Here is a 24,795-nt window from a genome sequence, read left to right on the forward strand (position 1 = left end):
CCGCCCGGGCATTCTCATTGACACCTTCCGATACGGTGCGTAGCGTATCTACAAAAGAATCATCCCACGAAGGAGGCCAGCAATGAAGCTGGGACGAATCGCTGTTACAAGCCCGGACGGTGAACAGATCCGAGTTGTCGCAGTTGAGCCCGATGCCGGGCGGGTCATTGACCTGAAGAAGGCATTCGCGCTGTCACTGCAACGTCGAGGTGCCACCGTTGACGGCTCACGTCACGTTGCGCACGCGCTTTTCGGCGACATGACCCAAGGAATCGCGACGGGGGACTTCTTTCTTGACGCGGCGCACGACGCACTCGTTGCGGCCGATGATGCATCCTTCGACATTGACGAGGTCTCGTGGCGTGCGGCAATCAAGCCTCCGGTGATTCGAGACGCGCTCACCTTCAATGGGCACATTAAGAATTTCTTTGGCAATGTCATGAAGAGCAAGCCCACGCGGGCGGTGTACGAACGACCCGGATACTTCAAGGGCACCACGTCGACGATCTACGGTCACGGCGAGACCATTCCCTACCCAGCGTTTTCAGCGCAGCTCGATTACGAGCTTGAGATCGGTTATGTGATCGGTAAACCGGGACGCAATCTCACCCCGGACCAGGCTTGGGGCAAGGTTTTCGGGATCACAATCTTCAACGACTGGAGCCTGCGCGACGTGCAGAAGCTTGAGTCGCCAATCGGCATGGGTGCTCAGCACTCCAAGGATTTCGCCTACGGCATCGGGCCTTGGATCACCACCATTGACGAGATTGAGTCAGTGATTGGCCTCAAGGGGCAGGTTCGAGTCAACGGGGAAGTTTGGTCAGATACGAAAGTGGATGACTTCATCTGGACTCCGGGAGAAACAGTTGCCTACGCATCGGAGCTCAATGGTCTCCAAGCAGGAGACGTGATTGGGTCGGGCACCATGGCATTCGGTGCGGGCGTAGAGCTTGGTCGCTTTGTCGCTCCGGGCGATGTGGTCGAACTCGAGCTCGAGGGAGTCGGAACGCTTCGTAATCAGATCGCTGCTGAAAAGGAGTCACCGGCCTGGTGGCCGACGCCTCAGCCCTACCCTTTCGAGGAGGGCCAGGCATGACACCGCGGAAGCCGGTTCGCCGGATCGTCACCGGGCATGATGACAAGGGCCGCGCCATCATCCTGCGCGATGAGGCAGACGCTCCTAATGCATTCACGTCGGCAACTATTCCCGGATTCGGCGCAACTGTGTTGTGGAGCACGCTCGGTGGCACTATCGATCATGTCGGTGACGTCGACGCGGCGCCGGCCGATGCAAAGATCGATTTTCCTGCACCGGGCGAAACGGTGGTGCGGATCGCTGACTTCCCGCCGGACGCGGTCTATCCGCAGAATGCGGGTGATGCGGTATTTGACGAGATTGATGGTCACGATGAACGGGGTGCCGGAACTGAGCACTCGGCAGGGAAGCACTTTTGGTTCCATCGCACAGATTCACTTGACTACGCAGTCGTGCTTGAAGGTGAGATCACCCTGCTTGTCGATGAGGGGGAAGTGACAATGGGGCCCGGTGACGTCGCAATTCAGCGCGCGACCGCGCACGCATGGTCGAATCGAACTGACGCCGTCTGCCGGATGATGTTCGTTCTTATTGGCACGGAGCCGATCAGCCCCGAAGAGATTGCCACCCTGCGCGCACCACGCGACGGGGGTTTAGCCGAGTGATCATCAACGTGGCGGCTGCGGAGGGCGAAGTCATTTGGGAACCTGAGTTCTCTAAGGGTGACCCGCCGCAGGTTATTCGTTTTGCGCACTTCCTCCGCGATCGGGGTGCAAAGATCGGCAACGACTATGCATCCCTGTGGCAGTGGTCAATCGACCACACCGATGAGTTCTGGGCAGCCTTGGCTGACTTCGCGAATGTGCGGATGGATGGCGATACAGGGGTGGCACGCGTGGGCGACTCTATGCCCGATGTGCGCTGGTTCCCAGGGCGAGAGCTGAACTTCGCCGAACACCTGCTGACGCAGAGTGAGGGTGAGGCGCTCGTCGCCGTTAGCGAGGATGGCGTCGTTGAGTCGCTGACGCAAGCGGAACTGCGCGGCCAAGTGGCAGCACTCGCCGCGCATTTGCGTGAAGTGGGTGTGCATCCTGGGGATCGGGTGGTTGCCATCCTTCCGAATGTGTCCGAAGCGATCGTCAGTTTTCTGGCGGTGGCGGCCGTCGGTGCGGTGTGGTCGGTGTGCTCACCGGAATTCGGTCCCGGCGCGATCGTGTCGAGGTTCCGACAGCTCGAGCCGACGGTGCTCATCGCCGCCCCTGGCTACCGGCTCGGCGGGCGCGATCGTGACCGAGGGGACGAGATTGCGGAGGTGCTCGGAGAGATAGCGAGCGTGCGCGAGGTCATTTGGGTAACGCGGCATACGCCGACGATCGCGAGTCCCGACGCTGACGTTGAAACGATCACCTGGGAGCAAGCCGTCGCGACGTGGGCCGAACTCGAGTTCGAGCGGGTCGAATTTAGCCATCCGCTGTGGGTGCTCTTTTCCTCGGGAACCACTGGAGTCCCGAAAGGGATCGTTCACGGCCACGGTGGTGCACTCCTGGAGATGCTCAATCTATTGCTCTTCGGTGGCGACCTGCGACCCGGTGACCGCTTCTTCTTCGTGGCATCGACGAGTTGGGTGGTTTGGAACTCGCTGATCAGCGCACTCGCGGTCGGGGCTATCCCGGTTCTGCTCGACGGGAATCCGACGCATCCATCGCTCGACCGTGTCTGGGAGACCGCGGCACGCACGAGAGCAACGGTTGTCGGAGTGGGTGCAGGGTTCATCCATGCCTGCGCGAAGGCAGGGCTAGAGCCTCAGATCAACCATGATCTCTCGGCGTTACGCACAGTGCAGGTCACGGGGTCGCCGCTCTCGGTAGACGGCTTCCGCTGGGTATATCGACACGTTGGCGATGTTTGGCTGGCGTCGATGAGTGGCGGCACCGACATTATTGGTTGCTTCGTCGGTGGCGCGGCAACTGAACCGGTTCGTGTTGGGTACATCCAGGCGCCGGCGCTTGGGGTGAGTGTCGAGGCATGGGATGACAAGGGCGAACCTGCTAAGGGGAAGGGCGAACTTGTTGTCACCAAGCCCATGCCATCGATGCCGCTTCGCTTCTGGGATGATTCGAGCGGATCGCGGTACTTCTCGAGCTATTTCGACACCTATCCAGGCGTCTGGCGACATGGCGACTTCATCGAGATCTCCGACCTCGGCATCCAGATTCTTGGGCGTTCCGACTCGACGCTGAACCGACAAGGCATTCGATTAGGTTCTGCCGACTTGTATTCGGTGGTTGAGGCCCTGCCGGAGATCGTGGAAGCCCTGGTTGTGGGCGCAGAAATTGATGCTGAAGGCTACTTCATGCCACTTTTCGTGAAGCTCGCAGTCGGCGTTGAGGAGGACGTTGCAATCGAAGCTGTCAGCGCAGCGATTCGCCGAGACCTGTCCGCGAGATACCTCCCTGACGCAATCGTGCCAATGCGCGGAATACCCCACACGAAAACTGGCAAAAAGCTCGAAGTTCCGGTGAAGCGATTGATACAGGGGAAAAGCCTCAGCGACGTGGTTGACCTCGGTGCCGTCGACGACCCGGAGCTGCTTCGCGAATTCGCTCGCTATGCGACTGCATACCTCGAAGGTGAAGGCTGAAAGGCTGCCCTGGTGACCGTGTGACTGCGAAACGACCCGCGCCATACGGTGCGGGTCGTTTCGCATAAATAGGGTCTAGGGTGACCCCATGGCACTTCGTAGCGAGCAGAGTCGGCAATCCATCCTTTCGGCGACGCTCAAGCTTATTGATGAACGCGAACCCGACTCGATCTCAGTGCAACAGCTCTCGATTGAGCGGATTGCGCGTGAAGCTGGCGTAAGTAAGACGACGATCTATCGCTGGTGGCCGAACAAGGCATCCGTGATCATTGACACCTTCCTTGAGAACCACATCTTGGCGACACCGGTACGTGAAGATCTGCCAGCGATCGAGGCAATGCGAGAGCACGTCGTCGCACTCGCGAACGTCTACTCGGGGTTTGAGGGTCGCTTGATGGCCCAGCTTCTGGCTGAAGCTCAGTACGATGCGGACACGCTAGAAGAGTTCAAGCGACACTTTTGGCGTCCCCGGCGAGAAGCGGTTACGCGATTGATTGAACGTGCGCAGGCCGAAGGATCACTTCGCAGCGAAGTTTCTGCCGAATTGATTGCCGAGAGGATCTACTCGCCGCTCTATTTTCGGCTGCTCTTTCAAGAGGGCACGTTCGATACGGAACAGATCCTTTCTGGATTCGATCTTGCGATGCAGGGCGCTCTTCGACGCTGACCATTGCTGGAGGTGATGACCGCCATAGCCAATCCCGTCTTTCCCAATGGCGGAGGTTCCGAGACTGTGGAGTCAGCAAGACAAAGAGGTCTTGCGCACGAGCGAGGAGCTGAACATGTACGCACCGCCACAATCTCCACCACCGGCAAGAACTGAAGTGGACGCAAATTTGCAGGCATGCGCCAGTTCGTGCGTTGCCAAGGAGGGTTGTCCTGCGCGACGATTTCGCCAGACTGACGGCGACGCTCAATCACGCGACGGTCGGCTACTTCAGCTTTACGTCACCGAACGCTCGAAGCGGAGTGTCTGATGCCGGGAGCAATCGGTCTTGGGCTCGAGTCGGGAGCCTTTGGAATCGGAACGTTCGATGCGGGATCGGGTGCCTTCCCTGCTGTCGTGGTCGATGACCGTGCCGCGGACCTCCGAAGCTTGTTGCCTCGAATCGAACGCACGCGTGACCTGCTCTCCGACTGGGATGGCAACCTTGACGCCATCGCTGAGGTCATAGCCCAACCGGATTCAGCATCCCGAGATCGTCTCGAGTGGCGAGCAATTGGTGACCTCCACGCGCTGCCGCCAATGCAGCCAGTAGGTCCGATCCTTGCTGCCGGTGCGAACTATCGTGAGCACATCCTGCAGATGAGTGTCGCGCACAAACTCGGCCGTGCTGATGCCACTGAGGAAGAGCTCTGGGATGAAGCGGCAGCCGAGAATGATGCTCGGCGACGATCAGGCGATCCATACATTTGGACGGGGCTACCGTCGGCTATCTGCGGCGCGTTTGATGACGTGCAACTTCCTGATGTCGGCGATGACCTGGATTGGGAACTCGAACTTGGTGTTGTCATCGGGCGCAGCGCCTACCGGATCGAGGCGCAAGATGCAGGCAAAGTGATTGCGGGCTACACGATTGTGAATGACCTCACCGCGCGCACACTCGTACCTCGCCCTGACATGGCAATGATTGGGACCGATTGGTTTCGGGCGAAGAATCAGCCCACGTTTTTCCCAACCGGTCCCGTCCTCGTTCCGGCTCGGTTCATTCCGGACCCGAAGGCGCTTCGGATTCAATTGCAACTCAACGGGCAAATGATGCAGGACGCCACGACCGACGACCTTCTTTTCGATATTCCCAGCCTGATTGCCTACGCGTCTTCAATTGCCCGACTCGAGCCCGGAGACTTGCTCATCACCGGCTCTCCGGCTGGAAACGGCTCGCATTGGGGTCGCTTCTTGCAAGATGGCGATGAAATGACGGCTTCGATTACCGGGCTCGGAACGCAACGCAATCGCGTTCGCGCGGCGACAGGGATCTTGCCGCCTTGGCAAGCATCAAGGGCTTGATCCACAAACGGCCCTAGGCTGGATGCATGCTGCTCAGCGACCGTGACATCCGAGCCGACATCGACGCCGGCAATATTGCTCTGCATCCCTGGGACCCAAAGGCGGTGCAGCCGGCGAGTGTTGATGTGCGCATCGACCGCTACTTCCGGCTCTTTGATAACCACCGTTACCCGTCGATTGATCCGCGCGAGGATCAGCCCGAACTCACCCGGCTTGTTGAGGTTGAACCCGACCAGGCGTTCATCCTGCACCCGGGTGAGTTTGTGCTCGCGTCGACCTATGAGCAGGTCACGCTTGGCGACAATGTGGCGGCACGACTCGAGGGCAAGTCGTCGCTCGGGCGCCTGGGGTTGCTCACGCACTCGACGGCCGGATTCATTGACCCCGGTTTCCAGGGCCACGTCACCCTCGAACTCTCGAACATGGCAACGCTGCCGATCAAGCTCTGGCCCGGGATGAAGATCGGCCAGCTCTGTTTCTTCCGGCTCTCGTCGGCGGCCGAGCACCCCTACGGTTCGGCGCAATATCAATCGCGCTACCTGGGCCAGCGTGGGCCAACTGCTTCGCGCTCGTACTTGAACTTTTCGACCGTTGATGTATCAATTACCGATGCCGGAGCGCCCGGGCAGTAACAATTTGTTCAGCATCCGGCCATAACAGGATGCGAAAATGAATGTGCCTCAAAAATCTCAAATATTGGAGCACATCATGAAGGCACTCGTTTACCACGGCCCCGGCAAGAAGGCGTGGGAGGAGGTGCCAGACCCGCAGATTCTGGCGCCCACCGACGCGATCGTGAAGATTGACACCACCACCATCTGCGGTACTGACCTCCACATCCTTGGCGGCGACGTTGCTGCCGTCACCGACGGTCGCATCCTCGGACACGAGGGCGTCGGCCACGTCATCGCCGTCGGCGACAGCGTGCAGAACTTCAAGGTTGGCGACCGCGTCATCGTGTCGTGCATCACGAAGTGTGGCGTCTGCGAATACTGACAGAAGGGTTTCCCGGACCACTGCCAGTCGAACGAAGCGGGCGTCGGTTGGATTCTCGGTCACATGATCGATGGCACCCTCGCCGAGCAGGTGCGCGTGCCGTTCGCCGATGGTTCGCTTCACCACCTGCCCGAGCACGTCACCGATGAGCAGGCCGTCTTCCTCAGCGACTCGCTGCCGACCGGCTACGAGGTCGGCGTGCTCGCCGGCCAGGTGCGCCCTGGCGACACGGTCGCCGTGGTCGGTGCCGGTGCGGTTGGTCTCGCGGCGATCCTAACCACCTCGCTCTGGGGTGCCTCGAAGGTCATCGCCATCGACACCAACGAGTTCCGACTCGAGAAGGCGCTTGAATTCGGTGCGACCGACACGGTCGTCTCGGGCCCGAACGCCCGCGAAGAAGTGCTCGCCATGACCGACGGCCTCGGCGTCGACGTCGCGATGGAGTGCGTTGGTTACCCCGAAACGTTGCAGCTCACCGCCTCGCTCGTGCGCACGCGCGGCCACATCGCGAACCTCGGCGTGCACGGCAAGCCGGTCGAACTGCCCCTCGACACCATGTGGATCGGCAACTACACCCTCACCATGGGTCTCGTTGACGGCACCTCGACCGCGACCCTGCTCAAGATGGTCGCCTCGGGCAAGCTCCCGAGCGACAAGATGGGCACCCACACCTTCAAGCTCGACGACATCGAGCAGGCGTGGGAAGTCTTCGCGAACTCGGCTCGTGAGAAGGCACTCAAGGTGATTCTCAAGGCGTAGTCCCCGCACCTCAAGGGCCTCAGCATGCGGATGCTGGGGCCCTCTCGCGTAATCTTGAACGCATCCGATTCGCCACGAAAGGCACCGAAATGACCGCGCCAGCTGCCTCCCCGCACCAAGCGGAACCCACGAAGCAGCAGATTCGTCGCTGGCGTCGTCACCTCGCGAATGAGCGGGCAGAAGCCGCGACCTATCGCGCGATCGCCGCGAAGCGCGAGGGTGAGGAGCGTGAGATTCTGCTCGCGCTTGCCGACGCCGAGGGCCGTCACGAGGCGCACTGGCTCGAACTCCTCGGTGAACACGGTGAGGGGCGCGCTCGCGCTGACCTCTCGACCCGGATGTTCGCGGCGTTCTCGCGACAGTTTGGCTCGGTGTTCACGCTCGCGCTCATGCAGAACGCCGAGGCACGCACGCCCTACGCCGACGACCCGGATGCGACCGAGCAAATGGAAGTCGATGAGCGCATCCACGAAGAGGTCGTGCGCTCACTCGCGACGCGTTCACGTGCCCGGATGAGCGGCACCTTCCGCGCCGCGGTCTTCGGTGCGAACGACGGTCTCGTCTCGAACCTCGCACTCGTGCTCGGGGTTGGGGCGACCGGTGTTTCGCCCGGCGTCGTGCTTGCGACGGGTATCGCGGGTCTGCTCGCGGGCGCGCTGTCGATGGGTGCCGGTGAATTTGTTTCGGTGAGCTCACAGCGCGAATTGCTCGCCGCCTCAACCCCTGACCCCGATACGCCGCGCCGCATCCCCGCACTCGACGTCGACGCCAACGAGCTCGAACTCGTCTACCGCGCTCGCGGCATGAGCCGCGAAGAAGCCGCCGCATGTGCCGCAGAAGTGTGGGCGCGCATCGGCGCGCACCCAGTCTCGGGCCCGATGCACCTGCACGACGACCACGTCGACCCCGACCACGAAGAGCTCGGCACGCCCTGGGGTGCGGCGATTTCGAGCTTCCTCTTCTTCGCCGGTGGCGCGATCATCCCGGTGTTGCCGTGGCTGTTCGGCATGAGCGGCTTCGCCGCGATCGTGTTGGCGGCAGTCATTGTCGGCATCGCGCTCATCCTCACCGGTGGCGTCGTGGGCGTGCTCTCGGGCGCGACCCCGTGGAAGCGGGCGCTGCGACAGTTGCTTATCGGCTACGGGGCGGCGGCGGTCACCTATGTGCTCGGCCTGCTCTTTGGCGGGGTCGTCGCCTAACTCGCCCGCAGGATGCGCGGACTACGCTCGGCGGCATGCCGGTACCCGAGTTTGTTCTGCTATTGCGCGCCAAGATCGGCCACGATCCGCTGTGGCTGATTGGTTGCACGGCGATAGTGGTGCGTCCGCATGCGGCTGATGCGGCAAGCCGCGAGGATGCATTGGCCGCGGTGGCAACGATCAGTAGCGCGACTGCCGCGCGGGCTCCGCGCGTCGGCACCCGGGCCATCGCTCCAGAGGTGTGGTCGGCTGACGGTGCCGCTCCCGAAGACATCCTGCTCGTGCGTCGTAGCGATGACGGCCTCTGGGCACCGGTGACGGGCGTCGTCGACCCTGGTGAGCATCCGGCCGTTGCGGCCGTGCGCGAAACGCTCGAAGAGGCGCGCATCGAGGCGGTGGTCGAGCGGCTCGTGCAGGTGCACGTCACCGATGAGGTAACGCATCCCAATGGCGATATCGCGCAGTACACGGGCCTGGTGTTCCGCTGCCGCTACCTCGCTGGTGAGGCAGGTGTTGGTGACGATGAGTCGACGGATGCCCGCTGGTGGCCGGCCTCGAGCCTGCCGCCGATGCGCGAGGTGCACCGGGATGCGATTCGCGCGGCGCTCGGCAACGACCCGCTTTGCGAATTGCGCGATGGTGACGACGTGATCCCTGTGGTTGCGCCGTGACACAGTGAGCGTCGACGTGGTTCGCCCGCGCTAAGGCGGCCTGCGCCGCGAGAAGTCAGTTTGCGGAGGGGGCGCCCACCACGAGCTGGCCGGATTGGGCGCCCTGGGTCACGGTCACGGTCTGCATGGTGCCGGCGTACTCAAACTCGCACTGGAATGACGCACCCTGTTCGACCTTGACCCAGGCCGGGCAATTCACCGTCGCGAGGTCGCTCATGCCGAAGTCTTCGCGGAGCACCTGCGCGACCTTAGATTCAACCTTCGCCTCATCGAGGCTGTTGATCTGGTGGGCAAGGAAGTACCCGGCGACACCGCCGAGTGCGATGCCGATGGGGAGCAACAGCGAAAGCATGACGATGGCGCCGCGGCCTGACTTCTTCTTTTTGCTCGAGGAGGTGGGTTGGTAGCTCGCGACCGGCGGCTGCCCATATTGCGTCGTCGAGGTGCCGCCGAGCGGGGATGCTGTGGGGCGCTGGGGTGAGTAGCTACCCGCACCGGGTGCTTGCGGCCGTCCGTATTGCGGAGTTGCCGGGATGCTCGGGGCGCTTGAGCCGCCGAGTGGCGATTGTTGTGGGCGCGGGGCCTGCGGCTGGCCGGGCGCCGCGGGGGACGTCGGCATCGACTGCCAGCTGCCCTGGTGGGACGGGGTCGCGGAGTGACGCGGCGCGCTTGACTGGCTCGGGGTCGCCGGCCGATAGGGCGAGGCGCCGGGCGCTTGTTCGGGCTGTGCTGATTGACCAGGCTGCTTGGACTGTCCAGCCGAGCTAGCCGAACTAGCCGAGCTGGTCTGCCTAGCCTGCCCAGTCTGCCCAGCCGCATCCGGGCGGAGCGAACCGTTCCACGAGTGCGTACCGGGGGTGCGCGGGGTCTCGCCGCCGCCGCTTTCGTTGCTGTTCATATCCGATCCTTCGCGGTTCAGAGCGCGGCCAAGCGGCTCAGGAAGCTATCAAGCTGCTCTTGCGTGGTGATGCGGTACACATCATTGTTCGGCACATTCGACGATGCCACCGGCACCATCTCGGTTGACGGCTCGCGGCTCGTGATCTCGAAGCCCACCTGCAATTTGAGCTGCTGTCCGTCGGCGCCGGTGAGCACACCGTTCACCTCGGCCTTGGTCACGACGCCATCTTCCGACACCCAGAAGTGCAGCGGAATGAGCGTCTTCCGCGCGGCATCGTCGAGGAAGCCGTCGAACTCGCCATCCTTCGGAATGAGGTAGACGTCGGTGAGCGCCTCGTAGGTCACCGCGGTGGCAAAGTGCTGGTCGCCAGCCTCGCCCTGCGAGAGCTGCACCGGGATGTTCATGCCCGAGTCGACGCTGATGTTCCACGCGTTCGTGAGCGCGCACATGAACGTCACCGAGTAGAGGCCGCAAATACGCGAGGCATCCACGCTGCGGTTGAGGTCGCCCAAGAAGGTCACTTCGACCCAGCGCTTGCCGCCCGAAAGCTGCGATTTGATGTTGTCGCCGAGCAGGTAATAGGTCACCGACGAACCGGCTTCATGCGATTGGTCATAGGCGTCATCGGGCTCGTTCGACACGCGCCGCGAGACGTAGCTCTCGCCGTCGACCGAGGTGACGTACTCGAGGTTGAGCTTGCCATTGCGCTCGGTCTCAATGTGCATGTAGCCGACCGCCTGGAACGCGGGAAGCGCCGCGATACCGGCAAGCGCATCCAAGTTGACGAGCAACGATACCGCACCCGCGTGGTACGCGACCTTCTCATCGTGGTTCGCGACGACCCACGGGTTGACCTTGTTCTCAAAGGGAAGCTGGGTGGCGCATCCTGAAAGGGCGATCGCCGCCGCGGCGGCAGTCAATAGGGCGAGAGGTTTCCGCATCATCGCTCCTACTGATCGATTCCGTTGTAGAGATCAAGCGCCGTTTGGCCAAGCACGGGTGAATTTGCTTGGTTCGTGCCCATTGACACGGTTGAGGTGACGCCGACGACGAAGCCGTTACCGGCGGTTCGGTCGAAACTCGTGAGCCAGCCACCGCCCGAAGAACCCTGCGTCATCGTGCATTTGTGGGTGTAGCCGCCCTGCCAGTTCGACGAGAACGAGGTCGAGGCGCAGACATACTCCTCGCGGCCGTCATAGGGCGGCGCCGAGGGGTAGCCGACCTGCGTCAGCGTCGACACTGGGATGCCGAAGGCAACTCCCTGCGCGCCGGTGACATCCTGAATCGACTGGCCGCCGCGCTCTTCGAGCTTGATGAACGCGAAGTCGTAGTTCCAGCCCTTCTCAGACTGCAGCATCCCCTGTTCGTCAGTGATCGCGTTGTCGACGAACTCCTGCGGCACCGCCACGCTCACCGCAGCCCACATGCCATAGGGCTGCTCTTGCGCATCATTGCGGTCACCCGGCACGAACACCACCGATTGCGCGAGCGTGCCCTTGCCATCGGTCGAGACGACGCAGTGCGCCGCGGTGACGATGATGTCGCCAGAGTTCGAATTGATCACGGTCGCCGAGCAGACGTTGAGGTAGACGTTGTCGAAGGTGAAGTAGAGGCGGCCGAAGGTGGATGCGCCAAGGCCGGCTCGGTCGTATACGGCTGCGTCGCTGATGACGCCGTAGCCCTGTGCGTTCGACGGCATCGCCGTGGTCGCGGGCTTGTAGGCACCGGTGGCGGGGTCGCCGGGGCCCGGGGGCAGGCCGTTCTCGGGTGTCTGGAACTCCATACCCTCGGCGTTTTCGAGCTTGTCGGGATCGCTCCAGAAGTCGTGCGATTCCTGCGGCGTCGAGGCGAACTCTTCGCGCAAGCCCGAATCAGGCAGGTGCACTTCGGGGAGGAACGGGTCGTAGCCCGCCTCCGAGGCCTGCACATCGAGGTCGGTCACCGCGCAACCCGCGAGCAGCACTCCGGTCGCAATAACGGCGACGAGTGCGGTGAGGCGGCGGCGGATGCGGCCTGCGGTCATCGACGGAACCTCCGTGCCGGTGTGGTCGCTTCAGTGACGGTCATCGGTTCAGTTTCGCGCATCCGGGTGACGTTTGCGTCGTGCGGAAGTCGCAAAGGTGTGAAATCTGCAGTTTTTGGAATGGGTGGCGGCGCTCGTGGGTTGCAGACGTCATGACCTTGCTTTCGGTGCTCGATCTCATTCCGCTCGCATCAGGCCAGTCCACACACGATGCGCTCGGTGCGTCACGTGAACTCGCACAGGCGGCTGACCGCCTCGGCTACCACCGACTCTGGCTCGCGGAACACCACAACACTGAAGCGATCGCCTCAACCTCACCGCCGGTGGCGCTCGCGTGGCTCGGAGCCGCGACCGAACGCATCCGGCTCGGTTCTGGTGGTGTGATGCTGCCGAACCACGCGCCCTATGTGGTCGCCGAGCAGTTTGCGCTGCTGGAGGGGATGTTTCCGGGGCGTGTTGATCTGGGGCTTGGGCGCGCGCCCGGCACCGACCCGATCACCGCGCAGGCGCTGCGTCGCGACCCGACGCATCAGGCAGTGCACGACTATCCGCGCAATGTGCTTGAGATCCTTGGCTACCTCGGCGATGTGCGCGACCAGCACGATCCCGAGTATCTGCGCCGCATCCGCGCTGCGGCCGATATTGCCCACCTGCCCGAGGTGTGGCTGCTCGGCTCGAGCATGTACTCGGCCGAGCTCGCGGGCGCCCTCGGCATGCGGTACGCGTTTGCAAACCACTTCGCGATGGGCACCGACCCGGTGGCGGTGTTTGAGCACTATCGCCGCAGTTTCGAGCCGTCGCCGACGCTGGATGCGCCGTACGCGATGGTGTCGGCGGGTGCGCTCGTCGGTGAGACCCATGAGGATGCGCTGCGGCTCGACCTGCCGCAGCGCGTGTGGCGTTACGAGTTGGTCGCCGGGAAGATCGGTCCGGTGAAATCGCCGGCTGAGGCGGCGGCGTTTGCGCAGCAAGTGGGGGAGTCGGATATCTGGCGGCGAGCGCGCGGCCACGAATTTGTGGGCACGGCCGAGGTCGTGCGCACGGGGCTCGAGCGACTCGTGGAGCGCACGGGCGCGGATGAACTCATGCTCTCGGTGAGCGCGCACGATGTCGCCGACCGCATCGCGACGCTCGAAGCGCTCGCGCCGTAGTTGGCGCGACGTATGCGAGACAATATCCCCGTGACTTTCGTCTTTGATGACCCCGCCGACGCCCCGATCTCGTCTGACCAGGCGTTGCTTGACCGCATCCGAGCCACCCTCATCGGTGCCAACTTCACCGTCGACGGTGTCGAAGAGGTGGTCGGTGCCGAAGCCGCAGCCGCACTCCACCGAGACCTGCTCGCACCGGCGGAGTTTGCGCTCGAAAGCGCGGCACCGGATGGCCTCGCTGGCCTCATCCGCGTGTACCTGCTGGCTCAGCCAGTCAGTGCCGGGCAGCTACCGATCGGCGCCGCCGAAGACCACCTCGCCGCGGGCCTCCTCGAGCCTGTGCCCGGCAAAATGACCGGGCACGACGGTTACGCCCTGTTGCGCGCCCGAGTCGACCTGCGTCCCTATGCGGTGATGGATGCATCCGGTACCGTCGACCTCTTCGTCGCGAGCGATCTCGGCGGCGTGCAGATCGCCGCAGACCGGCCGCTGCGTCGCGACCACGTCGTCGGCATTGGCCCGGCGACGACGAACCTTGCACAACTCACCCCGCGCGATCGCGTCGGCCGCGCCCTCGATCTCGGCGTCGGCATGGGCGTGCAGACGATGCACCTGCTCGCGCATGTCGACCACGTTGTCGCCACCGATATCTCGGAGCGCGCGCTCGCGTTTGCTCGCTTCAATCTGCTCATCAACGCTGCGGCACTTGGCCTTGACCCGGCAAATCTTGAGGCCCGGGTGGAACTGCGCCGGGGCGACCTCCTCGAACCCGTGCGCGGCGAAACGTTCGACCTCATCGTCTCGAACCCGCCGTTCGTCATCACCCCGCGACGCGATGACGAGGGCGCTGCCGATCAGTACACCTATCGCGACGGGGGCCGCCCAGGCGACCGTCTTGTCGAAGACCTCATCCGCGGGCTCGGCGAGGTGCTCGCACCCGACGGCATCGCGGTGATGCTCGGCAATTGGGAGATTCACGAGCAGGATGCATCCTGGCACTCGCGCCTCGAATCATGGCCCGGCGACGAGGTTGATCTCTGGGTGATTCAGCGCGAGCGCGCCAGGCCAATCGAGTACGCCGATATGTGGCTGCGCGATGCTCAGGAGAACCGCGAGCTCACCTCGTGGCGCGAGCAATTCGCTCGCTACCTCGACGACTTCACTGACCGCCAGGTCGACTCGGTCGGGATGGGCATGCTGCTGCTCCACCGCCCCGGTAGCGAGCCCGCTGCGAACGAACTGCGTCGCCCCATCCGCCGCTTTGAAACCCTCGAACACCAGCTCGAGCAGCCGCTCGGGGCGCGTATCCGCGACGCGTTCTCGGCCGATGACTGGCTGCGCGCGCATCGCGACGCCGATCTCAGCGACGAAACGTTCGTGGTCGCCGGTGATGTCACCGAAGAGCGGCACCTGCGGCCCGGTGACGAGCATCCGACCGCCATGCTGCTGCGCCAGGGCGGTGGTTTCCGTCGCACCTTCCCAGAGTCGACCGAACTCGCGGCCTTTGTGTCGGTGTGCGACGGTGAACTTACGGCCGGTCAGATCATCGCGGCGCTTTCGGGGCTGCTCGAAATTGAGGATGCGGTGCTCGGCGCGTCGCTCTTGCGCGACGTTCGCGACCTGGTTGCGCTCGGTTTTCTCGTGCCCGCCTGGACATGACCGCTGAGTGAGAATCACCCGGGTCAGTTCACAGTCGGGAGCGTAGAATAAACCATGGTGCGCCTCACAAGGGCATTGGCACCATGTTTCGACTCAATCAGGAGGCGTGAACCAGCGCATGACCATGCTCAACGAAGCCGTGCAACAACGTGAAGACCAGGACCCCTGGCGCGGATTCGACGGGGAGGCGTGGCGCCAGCGCATCGATGTGCGCGACTTTATTCAGCGCAACTACACCCCCTACGACGGTGACGCTGGGTTCCTCGCTGGTCCTACCGACAAGACGCTCAAGGTTTGGGAGACGCTCGAGCGCGACTACCTTTCGGTCGAGCGCGAACGTCGGGTCTATGACGTCGACACGCACACTCCTGCCGATATCGATGCCTTCCCGGCCGGTTACATCTGCGCCGAAGACGATGTGATCGTGGGCCTGCAGACCGATGTGCCGCTCAAGCGCGCCATGATGCCGCAGGGCGGTTGGCGCATGGTCGCCACGGCCATCCGCGAGGCAGGTAAAGAGGTCGACCCGGCGGTCGAGCGCATCTTCACCCGCTACCGCAAGACCCACAATGACGCGGTCTTCGACATCTACACCCCGCGTATCCGTGCGGCTCGTTCTTCGCACATCATCACGGGCCTCCCCGACGCTTACGGCCGCGGCCGCATCATCGGTGACTACCGTCGCGTGGCGCTCTATGGCGTCGATGCCCTCATCTCCGACAAAGAAGCCGCGAAGCACGCGGTCGGTAGCCAGGGCTTCAGCGAGCACTGGGCGCGCTACCGCGAAGAGCACTCCGAGCAGATCAAGTCGCTCAAGAAGCTCAACAAGCTCGGCGAGATTTACGGCCTCGAGCTGAACCGCCCGGCGGCCAACGCGCGCGAAGCCGTGCAATGGACCTATATGGCCTATCTCGCCGCGGTGAAGAGCCAGGACGGCGCCGCCATGTCGATCGGGCGCCTCTCGGCGTTCCTCGACATCTACTTCGAGCGTGACCTCGCCGATGGTGTGATCACCGAGTCTGAGGCGCAAGAGATGATCGATGCGCTCGTGATCAAGCTACGCATCGTGCGCTTCTTGCGTACCATTGACTACGACCAGATCTTCTCGGGCGACCCCTATTGGGCCACCTGGTCAGACGCCGGTTTTGGCGTCGACGGCCGCCAGATGGTGACGAAGACCTCGTTCCGCCTACTACAGACGCTGCGCAACCTCGGCCCCGCACCCGAGCCGAACATCACTATTTTCTGGGACCCGGCACTGCCCGAGGGTTACAAGGAGTTCTGCTCGGCGATCTCAATCGAGACTTCGTCGCTGCAGTACGAATCGGATGCGCAGATCCGCGAGCGCTGGGGTGACGACGCGGCGATTGCCTGCTGTGTCTCGCCGATGAAGGTCGGCCAGCAGATGCAGTTCTTTGGCGCGCGCGTGAACGCCGCGAAGGCGTTGCTTTACGCCATCAACGGCGGCCGCGATGAAATGACCGGCAAGCAGGTTGTCGAGGGCTTTGAGCCAGTGCAGGGCGATGGTCCGCTCGACTTCGACGACATCTGGCGCCGCTACGAAGAGATGCTCGACTGGGTGATTGGCACCTATGTCGAGGCGCTCAACATCATCCACTACGCCCACGATAAGTACGCCTACGAAGCGATTGAGATGGCGCTGCACGACAGCGACATCATTCGCACGATGGGATGCGGTATCGCCGGCCTCTCGATCGTCGCCGACTCGCTCGCGGCGATTAAGTACGCGAAGGTGACACCGGTGCGTGACGAGACCGGTCTCGTGGTCGACTACATCACCGAGGGTGACTTCCCGGTGTACGGCAACGACGATGACCGCGCCGACGACATCGCGGCGACGGTGGTGCACACGGTCATGGCGAAGATCAAAGAGATCCCGCTCTACCGCGACGCCATCCCCACACAATCGGTCCTCACGATCACCTCAAACGTGGTCTACGGCAAGAACACCGGCTCGTTCCCCTCGGGTCACGAGCGCGGCACGCCGTTCTCGCCCGGTGCCAACCCCGGCAACGGCATGGACACCCACGGCATGGTCGCCTCGATGCTCAGCGTCGGCAAGCTCGACTACAACGACGCGCTCGATGGCATCTCGCTGACCAACACCATCACCCCGCAGGGCCTTGGTCGCACCAAGGAAGAGCGGGTCAAGAACCTCGTCGGCATCCTCGACGCGGGTTTCATCATGGACGACAGCCAGCTTTAAGAGAACCCAGCTTTAAGAGAACCTAGGAGCGCAGCAATGACGACGAAGAGCTTTGACGAGCGCCTCGCCTCGATGAAGGCGAACCGCGCCGAGAACAACATGGAGCAGGGGCTCTACCACGCGAACATCAACGTGTTGAACAAGGACACCCTGGTCGATGCGATGGAAAACCCCGAGAACTACCCGAACCTCACGGTGCGCGTGTCGGGCTACGCGGTGAACTTCGTGAAGCTCACCCCCGAGCAGCAGCGCGACGTGCTTGACCGCACGTTCCACGAAAGCGCGTAGTTCACGTTGGTTTCGGTCAATCTCGGCGAACCCCGCTCGATGACCCGGCGCGCAGGCGCTGGCATTGCGGGGCTCGAAGAGCAGGAGCTCGACCGGCCCGACCGCCTCGCGGCGATTCGGGCCGGCGAGCTCGCCACCGTGCACTCGTGGGAGCTCGTCACCGCCGTTGACGGCCCCGGCACCCGCATGACGATCTTCTTCTCGGGATGCCCGCTGCGCTGCCTCTACTGCCACAACCCCGACACGATGCTCGCGAAGGACGGCCAAGACGTCACCCTCGACGAGCTCGTCGGGCGCATCAAGCGCTATCGCACCGTGTTCAAGGTGTCGGGCGGCGGCATCACGCTTTCGGGCGGTGAAGTGTTGCAGCAACCGCAGTTTGCGGCGCGCCTCTTGCACGAGGCGAAGAAGCTGGGCGTGCACACGACCATTGACACCTCGGGCTTTCTCGGTCGCAATGTCACCGACGAGATGCTCGACGACATCGACCTCGTGTTGCTTGACGTGAAGTCGGGCAATGAGGAGACCTACGAAAAGGTCACCGGGCGCCAATTGCAGCCGACGATCGAGTTTGGTGACCGCCTCGCCGCGCGTGGCACCGAAATCTGGGGCCGCTTCGTGCTCGTGCCGGGGCTCACCGACGACGTCGAGAACGTCGAGCAGGTTGCCGACATCATGGCGCGGTGGTCGTCGCTCTCGCGCGTTGAGGTGCTGCCGTTCCACCAGATGGGCGCCGACAAGTGGGCCGCCCTCGGTCGCGAATATCAGCTCGGGGATGCCCGCCCGCCGACGCCGGAATTGCTCGAGCGGGTGCGGGGGCAGTTCCGCGACCGCGGACTCAATGTGTTCTAGTCGCGACCGCGGGCTCAAGGTCTACTAAGCACGCGCAGTAATCTCAGCGCATGCATCCGTGGACGATTCGCCGCGCCACCGCGGCTGACGCCGAGGCGATCGCGCACGTGCACAACACGATGTGGCACGCGACGTATACCGGTCAGCTCTCGGATGCGGAGATCGCTGAGCGCGGCGAGCTTTTGATTCGTGAGGGGCAGTGGCGCGCGTGGTTCGAAGGGGATGCGCCGGAGCCTGCCTGGGTAGGCACGGTGCCTGACGAAGCTGGTCTCGAAGTGGTCGTGGGGTTCGTTGCGACTCGAACGCATCGGGCTGCTGATGAACCGCGCGAGCTGGAACTGCTCATGCTCTACACACTGACGTCGACGCACGGCACCGGGCTCGGGCAAGGGCTCGTTGAGACGGCACTCGGCGACCGGCCGGCGTTCGTCTGGGTGCTCGAGTCGAATGCGTGGGCGATTGCGTTCTATCGAAAACTCGGATTCGTGGAAGAAACGCCGCGGGTGCTGCGGACTCCGCGACCGGCGCCGCCGTTCGATTTGCGGCTCGTGCGCTAGCGTCCGCCGCTCGTCGCATGGACATTGCCTTGGCGCGGCGGCAGACTGAAAGCGATACCTGAGACTGAATTGATGAGGCCCGGAGGTTCTCGTGGAACACGCAATCGCAGTACTCGCAGATTCGCTCGCTGCCGAGCTCGCCACCACTGGCGCGAATAACTTCGGCCTCATCGTTGGCATTGGCGCCGGCCTGCTCGCCCTCGGTGCCATCGTGCTCCTGCTGCGTCGGCGCAGTGCCGATCGCTCGCAGTCCGGTGGTTCGGATGCGGGCGGTGCGACAGCCGCGAGTGGTACCGGCGCCGACTCCAAGGCTGATCGCACCGATCTCGATGGCGGCGATGGCGGCGACGGTGGCGGTGGCGGCGACTAGCCAGGGCCGCGCGATTCTGCAGCAGCGACTCAGTAGTAACGCCTCACCACCGCATCCATGTGCTCGGTGAGAAGACCCACGATTCGCCCAATCTCGCCTGAGGCGTAGTGGTCGGGGAGCCAGGATGCGTGCATCACGACCTCGAGGGGTCGGTCGTGATCGGTGAGCTGGATCGTGTGCAGGCCGAAGCGGGGATGCTCGGTGAGCACGCCAATGCCTCGCCCGGCGGCCGCGAGCGCTTGCACGACAAGTTCGAGTTCGCTGCTCGTGACCGTACTCGTGGCAATGCCGCGCTGCGCGAGCACCGTATCGAGCACCTGGCGCGAGCTATTGTCACCGGTTTGAATCACGAGGTCTTGGCCGCTGAGTTCAGCGACATCGACCGTGGTGCGCTGGTCGAGTGCCCAGGGGTGATCGCCGCGAACTTGCGCGCACACGGGCGCGCGACCAAGGGTCACTGTGCGCAACCCGCGCGTCGGCGGGCCTGCGCTCAAGACAAGGTCGGCCGCCTTGAGACTCTCGGCGGCGGGTGTGAGCGACGAGGCGACGCGGGCCGTGAGCAGCGGATTATCGGCGGTAAGCGTCGCCAGAAACGGTGCCACCACTTCAGTGATGGTCGAATGCGGCGCGGCAATCACGAGTGCCGAGGGGCGGCCAGATTGCAGATCGCGAGCCGCGGACTCCACCCGCTCAGCGTGTTTCAGGAGCGCCCGGGCTTCTTCGGCAAACACTGCTCCGGCCGCGGTGAGGCTAAGGCCGCGACCTTCACGCTCAAATAGCGCCGTGCCAACTTGGCGTTCGAGGGTGGCGAGCTGTCGGCTCAAGGCTGGCTGCGACACCCGCAATCGCGATGCCGCGAGTGAAACCGTGCCCGCATCCACGATGGCAACGAAGTAGCTCAAGCGCTGCAGGTCTCTCATAACCTAGAAGCATACGTTGACGCACTATTTGGCATTGGACTGCATCCCTTACGAGTCACATGCTTGGACTTGCCGTACACACGGACAGTTGCCAAGGGAGTCACCAATGTCCACGGATCAATCGATCGATTCATCACCCACCGTCGCTTCAACCGCACCACCCGCGTACGTTGACGCTGGCGATGCCGGTTTTAAGCCGGGCCTGTCGAACCTGCAGATTCAGATGATCGCGCTCGGCGGCGCAGTGGGTACCGGTCTCTTCCTCGGCGTCGGCTCACGCATTGCGCAGGCGGGGCCCGCGCTCGCGATCAGCTACATCCTCGCCGGGCTGGTCGTGTACGCCATGATGCGTGCTCTCGGCCAAATGGTGCTCTATCGCCCGACGACCGGTGCGTTTGTCTCGTATGCGCGCGAGTTCGTCTCAGACCGACTTTCGTTCTTCACCGGCTGGATCTACGTCACGCTCGCGGCGATGATTGGCTGCGTCGAGATTGCCGCCGTCGGTGTCTACGTCAACTTCTGGTTCCCTGATGTGCCGGGCTGGATTCCGGCACTGCTCGCCATCGTCTTCGTCATCGGCGTGAATCTGCTCTCGGTGCGCGCATTCGGCGTCATGGAGCTCGGAGCAGCCGGCATCAAGATCATCTCGGTCATCGTCTTCATCATCATCGGCGTCATCGCCATCCTGATGGCCGCGTTCGGGCGCCCGCTCGGTGAGTCGATCGCCTCGGTGACGAACCTCTGGGAGCACGGCGGCTTCATGCCGAACGGCGGGCTTGCCATCGTGCTCGTCATGCAGGGCGTGGTGTTCTCGTTCTCGGGCGTGGAGATCGTCGCGAACTCGGCCGGTGAGGCCAAGGACCCGCAGCGCACCATGCCGAAGGCGATCCGCAGCGTGATGACGCGCATCCTGCTCTTCTACATCGGCTCGGTGCTCATTCTCGCGATGATGTTGCCCTTCAGCGACTACAGCGGCGACGAGTCGCCGTTCGTGACCGCGCTCGGCAGCATTGGCATCACCGGCCTCAGCGGCGTGATGAACTTCGTCGTGCTCACGGCGGCGCTTTCCGGCCTCAACGCCACGATCTATGCGACTGCGCGCCCGCTGCGCAACCTCTCGGCGAACAAGCGCGCGCCGGAGTTCACCGGCAAGATGAGCCACCGCGGCACGCCCGTTGGCGCACTCACCGTGATCTGTGGGGTGCTCGTGATCGGGGTGGTGCTCATCTTGTTCTTCGGTGCGATGGGCGCGTTCGAACTCATTCTCGGCTCGGTGTCGGTGCTCATCCTGTTCGGCTGGATCACCATCTTCCTCTCGCACCTCGGCTTCCTGCGACAGGTCGATCAGGGGCTCGTGCCCGCGCCCACGTTCCGCGCTGGCGGTCGGGTCGTTGACTACATTTGCCTCGCACTCCTCGGTGCCATGGCGCTCTGGATGCTGTTCAACTTCACGAACCCGACCTGGTACTACCCGCCGATTGCGGTTGCCATTGTGATGGTCGTACTCACGATTGCGTGTGGCATCGTGCGCCGAAAGTACCCGGAAACGCCGACGCGCACGGTCGCGGTGACGACCGTGCGCGAGCGGAGTTAGGCGTTAGCGTCGCGCGCTGCTCGGCGGGAGCAGCTGCGCGACGCGCGGCTTCGCCGGCACCATGAGGAACAGCGCCAAGCCGATCACGAAGACGACGAGGATGCCCCACACGCCCGCCTTCGGCACGGCGAGCCACGTGATGAATGCGAAGTACAGCACGTTCGAGAGCCAGCCAGCCGCGCGTCCGGTAGTCGCGTACAGGCCGAAGAGTTCGCCTTCGCGTCCCTCGGGAATTGACCGGGTGAGGTAGGTGCGCGAGGCCGTCTGCACGGGGCCGACGAAGAGGCAGAGGATGAGCGCGATTACCCAGAATGCGAGCTTCGTGTTCGGGGTGAACATCATCGCGGTGCCGGCGATGATGAGGCAGACGAGCGAGCCGATGATGACGACCTTTGGGCCGAGCTTGTCGTCGAGCCAGCCGGCGGCGAGGGTGCCGAGACCAGCGACGAGGTTTGCGGCAACAGCGAAGTACATGACCTCGCTCGACGAAAAGCCGTAGACCTGCGCCGCGAGCACGGCGCCCCAGGCGAACACGGCGTTGAGGCCATCGCGGAACACCGCGCTTGAGAGCAAGAACTGCAGGAGCTTACGGTCGGTGCGCCAGAGGTGCCCGATGGTGCGGCCGAGTTCGACATAGGCCTGCCAGATGGTGATCGGCGGCACATCCGCATGCTTGCGTGATTCGGGCACCCGTCGCAGTAGCGGGATGAGGAAGCCGAGGAACCAGATCGCCGCGACGACGATCGTGAGGCGGATATTCAACGCATCCCCGTCGGCGCCGCTCGGAATCGCGAGAATTCCCGCGCCCGGTGCATCCCCATTGAAATCTTGAATAAAGAGGATGAGGACGAGCAGCAGCAGCACAATCGAGGCGATGTAGCCGAGACCCCAACCGGTGCCCGAGACGCGGCCGACGTTCTTTTCGCTCGAGACTTGCGAGAGCATCGCGTTGTAGTTGACGCCGGCGAGTTCGGAGAAGACGACGCCGACGGCGAGGAGGAGTGCGCCGAGGAAGAGGAACTGTGCATCTGGGAACACGAAGAACATGCCGAGCATGCAGGCGATGGTGATGCCCGAGAAGATCGCAACGTAGAACTTGCGGCGACCGGAACCGTCGGTGGTGCGGCCGAGCGCCGGGGCGAGGAGGGCAACGATGATGGCGGCGACCATGTCGAGGCCGCTCATCACCTGCTGCGAACCGGCCTGGGCGGCGAGGTAGGCGGGGTCATCGGGGTTCGTGGCGCCGATCGCGACGACGGCGGGATCGAGGAAGAGATCGGATGCGAGATAGGTCGCAAACACGAACGTCACGACGACCGATTGGAACGCCGAGTTGCCGACGTCATAGAGCTGCCAAGCGAACGCGCGGCGGCGCTGTTCACGGACGGGGACAGCGGTGCCGTCGAGCAGGTCGACCGAGGAATCAGATGCGCTCACGCCCGGAGTCTAAGCCGCGCAGGCCACCAAATGGTGCCGGAAGTGATTCACTCATCCCCGCAGCTGCAACCGACCTCGCCTTGAAGTGCCTTCGACTCGAGGTGCTCTTCGGTCGCCTTTTCCCACACTTCGCGGGCGGCGAAGAAGTTGAGCGCGATGATGACGACGCCGAGGACGATGTCGGGCCAGCCCGACATAGTGAGCGCGGTGACGAGGCCGAGCAGAATGATGAGCACATTGATGATGACGTCATTGCGGGCGGTGAGGAAGGCTGCGCGCACGAGCGAGCCGCCCTGCTTGCTGAACCTTGCGAGGATGAGCGAGCAGATGAGGTTGATGATTGCGGCGCCGCCCGCAGTGATCACGAGCGAGAGCGGGTCGGGAGCTTCGGGATTCGCGGCCTTGGCGATGAGTTGCCAGGCTGCGGCGATGGCCGGGATGAGGATGATGACCGCGAGTACCTTGCCGGTGATCGCGCGGGTGCGTAACGACCAGCCGAGCGCGAGGAAGATGAGCAGGTTGACCGCTGCATCCTCGAGGAAATCGACGGAGTCGGCGAACAGTGAGACCGACCCAATGCCGAGCGCGACGGCGAACTCGACGAAGAAATACGTGAGGTTGAGGAGTGCGACCGTGAGTACGGCCCGGCGCAGGCGGGTGCTCACTGTTTCGGTCACGTGCTCAGTCTATTGAGCCAGTGACCTGCTTCGTGGGTCGAGGCGAGCCCTGAGGCCCTCTTGGCTGGTCGAGCGGTGCGCTGAGGCTCTCGAGGTGCAGGCCGAAGGTCGAATCGAGACCCTACTCGCCTCGCGCGCCGTCAAGCAGCTCCGCGCGCAACTGCTTCGCGCGCGCGAGGATGTCGTCACGAATGAGCCGCATCCGTTCATCACCCTCGATTCCGCGAAGCGATGGCTCGTCGGTGTCCCAGACCTCGATCGGTGCGGCGCCGGGATGCTCGATCTGCGCCTCGGTGCCAATGATCACAACGCGGTCGACACTGTCGAGCAGGGCCGGGTCGATGGGCTTGGTGTATTCGCCATCGAAGGTCGCGCCGAGTTCGGCAACGCTCGCGCGCGAGGCTTCATTGAGGGATGAACCGGGCTGGGTTCCAGCGGAGTGCACGGTGATGGCGTCGCCGGAGATCTTGCGCATGAGGGCCGCGGCCATCTGCGACTTTCCGCCGTTCTTGACGCACACAAAGAGGACTGACGGGGTTGGCATCTTTTTCTCCTTGGCAGCGGTAGATGAAGAGGTCGAGCGGTGGGCTCATTGTGCCAGGGGTGCATGTCGTCTTGGTCGCCGAGTGTGGGCTTCCGAACGCTGCCCTGAGCCTCTCGATGTCGGAGGCTGGTCGTACCCTGCTCGCAGGTCCCAAGTCGGCCGTCGCGGGGTGCCTCTCTGGTTGGTCGAGTAGCCGCGTAGCGGCGTATCGAGACCCGCGCCTATCACCAAATTCAGCAAACATTCAGCCAAAACAGAACATTTGTTCGAGATTTAGCGTAT

At 63.4% G+C, this 24,795-nt stretch carries 23 protein-coding genes and 1 pseudogene; 17 read left to right on the plus strand and 7 right to left on the minus strand.

Annotated elements, in window-relative coordinates:
• Positions 1 to 82 precede the first annotated feature (82 nt).
• The 10 genes from EG850_RS08160 (at position 83) to EG850_RS08200 (ending at position 9,313) form a co-directional block, all read left to right on the plus strand.
• The gene (locus EG850_RS08160) at positions 83 to 1,096 is read left to right on the plus strand and encodes a fumarylacetoacetate hydrolase family protein (RefSeq protein WP_124972369.1); all 1,014 of its coding nucleotides are present in this window, start codon (positions 83 to 85) and stop codon (positions 1,094 to 1,096) included.
• Complete coding sequence (locus EG850_RS08165) at positions 1,093 to 1,701, plus strand: cupin domain-containing protein (RefSeq protein WP_124972371.1); 609 nt, start codon at positions 1,093 to 1,095, stop codon at positions 1,699 to 1,701. The genes EG850_RS08160 and EG850_RS08165 overlap by 4 nt, the downstream gene beginning before the upstream one ends.
• Positions 1,698 to 3,677 (plus strand): acetoacetate--CoA ligase, encoded by a 1,980-nt coding sequence (locus tag EG850_RS08170; RefSeq protein WP_214609539.1) that lies wholly within the window; start codon positions 1,698 to 1,700, stop codon positions 3,675 to 3,677. Before EG850_RS08165 ends, EG850_RS08170 begins: the two co-directional genes overlap by 4 nt.
• Before the next feature lie 88 nt (positions 3,678 to 3,765).
• Positions 3,766 to 4,344 carry a TetR/AcrR family transcriptional regulator gene (locus EG850_RS08175; RefSeq protein ID WP_124972373.1) on the plus strand — a complete coding sequence of 193 codons (579 nt, stop codon included), beginning with the start codon at positions 3,766 to 3,768 and terminating at the stop codon, positions 4,342 to 4,344.
• Between the two features lie 579 nt (positions 4,345 to 4,923).
• Complete coding sequence (locus tag EG850_RS08180) at positions 4,924 to 5,688, plus strand: fumarylacetoacetate hydrolase family protein (protein WP_268878158.1); 765 nt, start codon at positions 4,924 to 4,926, stop codon at positions 5,686 to 5,688.
• Positions 5,689 to 5,714: 26 nt separating this feature from the next.
• The gene (dcd, locus tag EG850_RS08185; protein WP_124972377.1) at positions 5,715 to 6,320 is read left to right on the plus strand and encodes a dCTP deaminase; all 606 of its coding nucleotides are present in this window, start codon (positions 5,715 to 5,717) and stop codon (positions 6,318 to 6,320) included.
• 76 nt (positions 6,321 to 6,396) lie between these two features.
• Positions 6,397 to 6,684 carry an alcohol dehydrogenase catalytic domain-containing protein gene (locus tag EG850_RS13700; RefSeq protein ID WP_328588378.1) on the plus strand — a complete coding sequence of 96 codons (288 nt, stop codon included), beginning with the start codon at positions 6,397 to 6,399 and terminating at the stop codon, positions 6,682 to 6,684.
• Between the two features lie 63 nt (positions 6,685 to 6,747).
• The gene (locus EG850_RS08190) at positions 6,748 to 7,443 is read left to right on the plus strand and encodes a zinc-binding dehydrogenase (protein WP_328588379.1); all 696 of its coding nucleotides are present in this window, start codon (positions 6,748 to 6,750) and stop codon (positions 7,441 to 7,443) included.
• 89 nt (positions 7,444 to 7,532) lie between these two features.
• Positions 7,533 to 8,642 (plus strand): VIT1/CCC1 transporter family protein, encoded by a 1,110-nt coding sequence (locus tag EG850_RS08195; RefSeq protein ID WP_124972379.1) that lies wholly within the window; start codon positions 7,533 to 7,535, stop codon positions 8,640 to 8,642.
• A gap of 35 nt (positions 8,643 to 8,677) precedes the next feature.
• On the plus strand, positions 8,678 to 9,313 hold the full coding sequence (locus EG850_RS08200) for an NUDIX hydrolase (RefSeq protein ID WP_124972381.1): 636 nt from the start codon (positions 8,678 to 8,680) through the stop codon (positions 9,311 to 9,313).
• Positions 9,314 to 9,368: 55 nt separating this feature from the next.
• Here the strand turns inward: EG850_RS08200 and EG850_RS08205 are convergent, their stop codons facing one another.
• From EG850_RS08205 to EG850_RS08215, 3 genes are read right to left on the minus strand one after another with little or no spacing between them, the layout of a single operon-like run.
• Positions 9,369 to 10,211: a DUF4333 domain-containing protein gene (locus EG850_RS08205; protein WP_124972383.1), complete on the minus strand. Its 843-nt coding sequence runs from the start codon at positions 10,209 to 10,211 to the stop codon at positions 9,369 to 9,371.
• A 17-nt stretch (positions 10,212 to 10,228) separates the two neighbouring features.
• Positions 10,229 to 11,155, minus strand: a complete 927-nt coding sequence (locus EG850_RS08210) for a hypothetical protein (RefSeq protein WP_124972385.1) — start codon at positions 11,153 to 11,155, stop codon at positions 10,229 to 10,231.
• Between the two features lie 8 nt (positions 11,156 to 11,163).
• Positions 11,164 to 12,237 carry a trypsin-like serine peptidase gene (locus EG850_RS08215; protein WP_124972387.1) on the minus strand — a complete coding sequence of 358 codons (1,074 nt, stop codon included), beginning with the start codon at positions 12,235 to 12,237 and terminating at the stop codon, positions 11,164 to 11,166.
• 152 nt (positions 12,238 to 12,389) lie between these two features.
• On the opposite strand from EG850_RS08215, the gene EG850_RS08220 reads away from it, so the two are divergent.
• The 6 genes and pseudogenes from EG850_RS08220 to EG850_RS08250 all read left to right on the plus strand — a co-directional run bounded on the left by EG850_RS08220 (position 12,390) and on the right by EG850_RS08250 (position 19,341).
• Complete coding sequence (locus EG850_RS08220; protein WP_124972389.1) at positions 12,390 to 13,388, plus strand: LLM class flavin-dependent oxidoreductase; 999 nt, start codon at positions 12,390 to 12,392, stop codon at positions 13,386 to 13,388.
• A 30-nt stretch (positions 13,389 to 13,418) separates the two neighbouring features.
• Positions 13,419 to 15,047 (plus strand): DUF7059 domain-containing protein, encoded by a 1,629-nt coding sequence (locus tag EG850_RS08225; protein WP_235829255.1) that lies wholly within the window; start codon positions 13,419 to 13,421, stop codon positions 15,045 to 15,047.
• A 118-nt stretch (positions 15,048 to 15,165) separates the two neighbouring features.
• A pseudogene (grcA2, locus tag EG850_RS08230) lies at positions 15,166 to 17,562 on the plus strand (autonomous glycyl radical cofactor GrcA2).
• A gap of 39 nt (positions 17,563 to 17,601) precedes the next feature.
• Complete coding sequence (pflA, locus tag EG850_RS08240; RefSeq protein WP_124972397.1) at positions 17,602 to 18,414, plus strand: pyruvate formate-lyase-activating protein; 813 nt, start codon at positions 17,602 to 17,604, stop codon at positions 18,412 to 18,414.
• A 50-nt stretch (positions 18,415 to 18,464) separates the two neighbouring features.
• Positions 18,465 to 18,971, plus strand: a complete 507-nt coding sequence (locus tag EG850_RS08245; protein WP_124972399.1) for a GNAT family N-acetyltransferase — start codon at positions 18,465 to 18,467, stop codon at positions 18,969 to 18,971.
• Positions 18,972 to 19,062: 91 nt separating this feature from the next.
• Positions 19,063 to 19,341, plus strand: coding sequence for an LPXTG cell wall anchor domain-containing protein (locus tag EG850_RS08250; RefSeq protein WP_124972401.1), 279 nt, complete (start codon positions 19,063 to 19,065; stop codon positions 19,339 to 19,341).
• A gap of 29 nt (positions 19,342 to 19,370) precedes the next feature.
• Here EG850_RS08250 and EG850_RS08255 read toward each other — a convergent pair whose 3' ends face one another.
• Positions 19,371 to 20,261, minus strand: coding sequence for a LysR family transcriptional regulator (locus EG850_RS08255; protein ID WP_124972403.1), 891 nt, complete (start codon positions 20,259 to 20,261; stop codon positions 19,371 to 19,373).
• A 106-nt stretch (positions 20,262 to 20,367) separates the two neighbouring features.
• Here EG850_RS08255 and EG850_RS08260 point away from each other — a divergent pair, with 106 nt between their 5' ends.
• Entirely contained in the window at positions 20,368 to 21,855 is a 1,488-nt protein-coding gene (locus EG850_RS08260) for an amino acid permease (protein ID WP_124972405.1), read from the plus strand.
• A gap of 3 nt (positions 21,856 to 21,858) precedes the next feature.
• Here the strand turns inward: EG850_RS08260 and EG850_RS08265 are convergent, their stop codons facing one another.
• The 3 genes from EG850_RS08265 to EG850_RS08275 form a co-directional block, all read right to left on the minus strand.
• The gene (locus tag EG850_RS08265; RefSeq protein WP_235829256.1) at positions 21,859 to 23,292 is read right to left on the minus strand and encodes an MFS transporter; all 1,434 of its coding nucleotides are present in this window, start codon (positions 23,290 to 23,292) and stop codon (positions 21,859 to 21,861) included.
• Positions 23,293 to 23,339: 47 nt separating this feature from the next.
• Complete coding sequence (locus EG850_RS08270) at positions 23,340 to 23,969, minus strand: cation transporter (RefSeq protein WP_124972407.1); 630 nt, start codon at positions 23,967 to 23,969, stop codon at positions 23,340 to 23,342.
• A gap of 121 nt (positions 23,970 to 24,090) precedes the next feature.
• Complete coding sequence (locus EG850_RS08275) at positions 24,091 to 24,513, minus strand: arsenate-mycothiol transferase ArsC (protein ID WP_124972409.1); 423 nt, start codon at positions 24,511 to 24,513, stop codon at positions 24,091 to 24,093.
• Between the last annotated feature and the right edge of the window lie 282 nt (positions 24,514 to 24,795).

The organism is Gulosibacter macacae, from assembly GCF_003865375.1.
GTDB lineage: Bacteria > Actinomycetota > Actinomycetes > Actinomycetales > Microbacteriaceae > Gulosibacter > Gulosibacter macacae.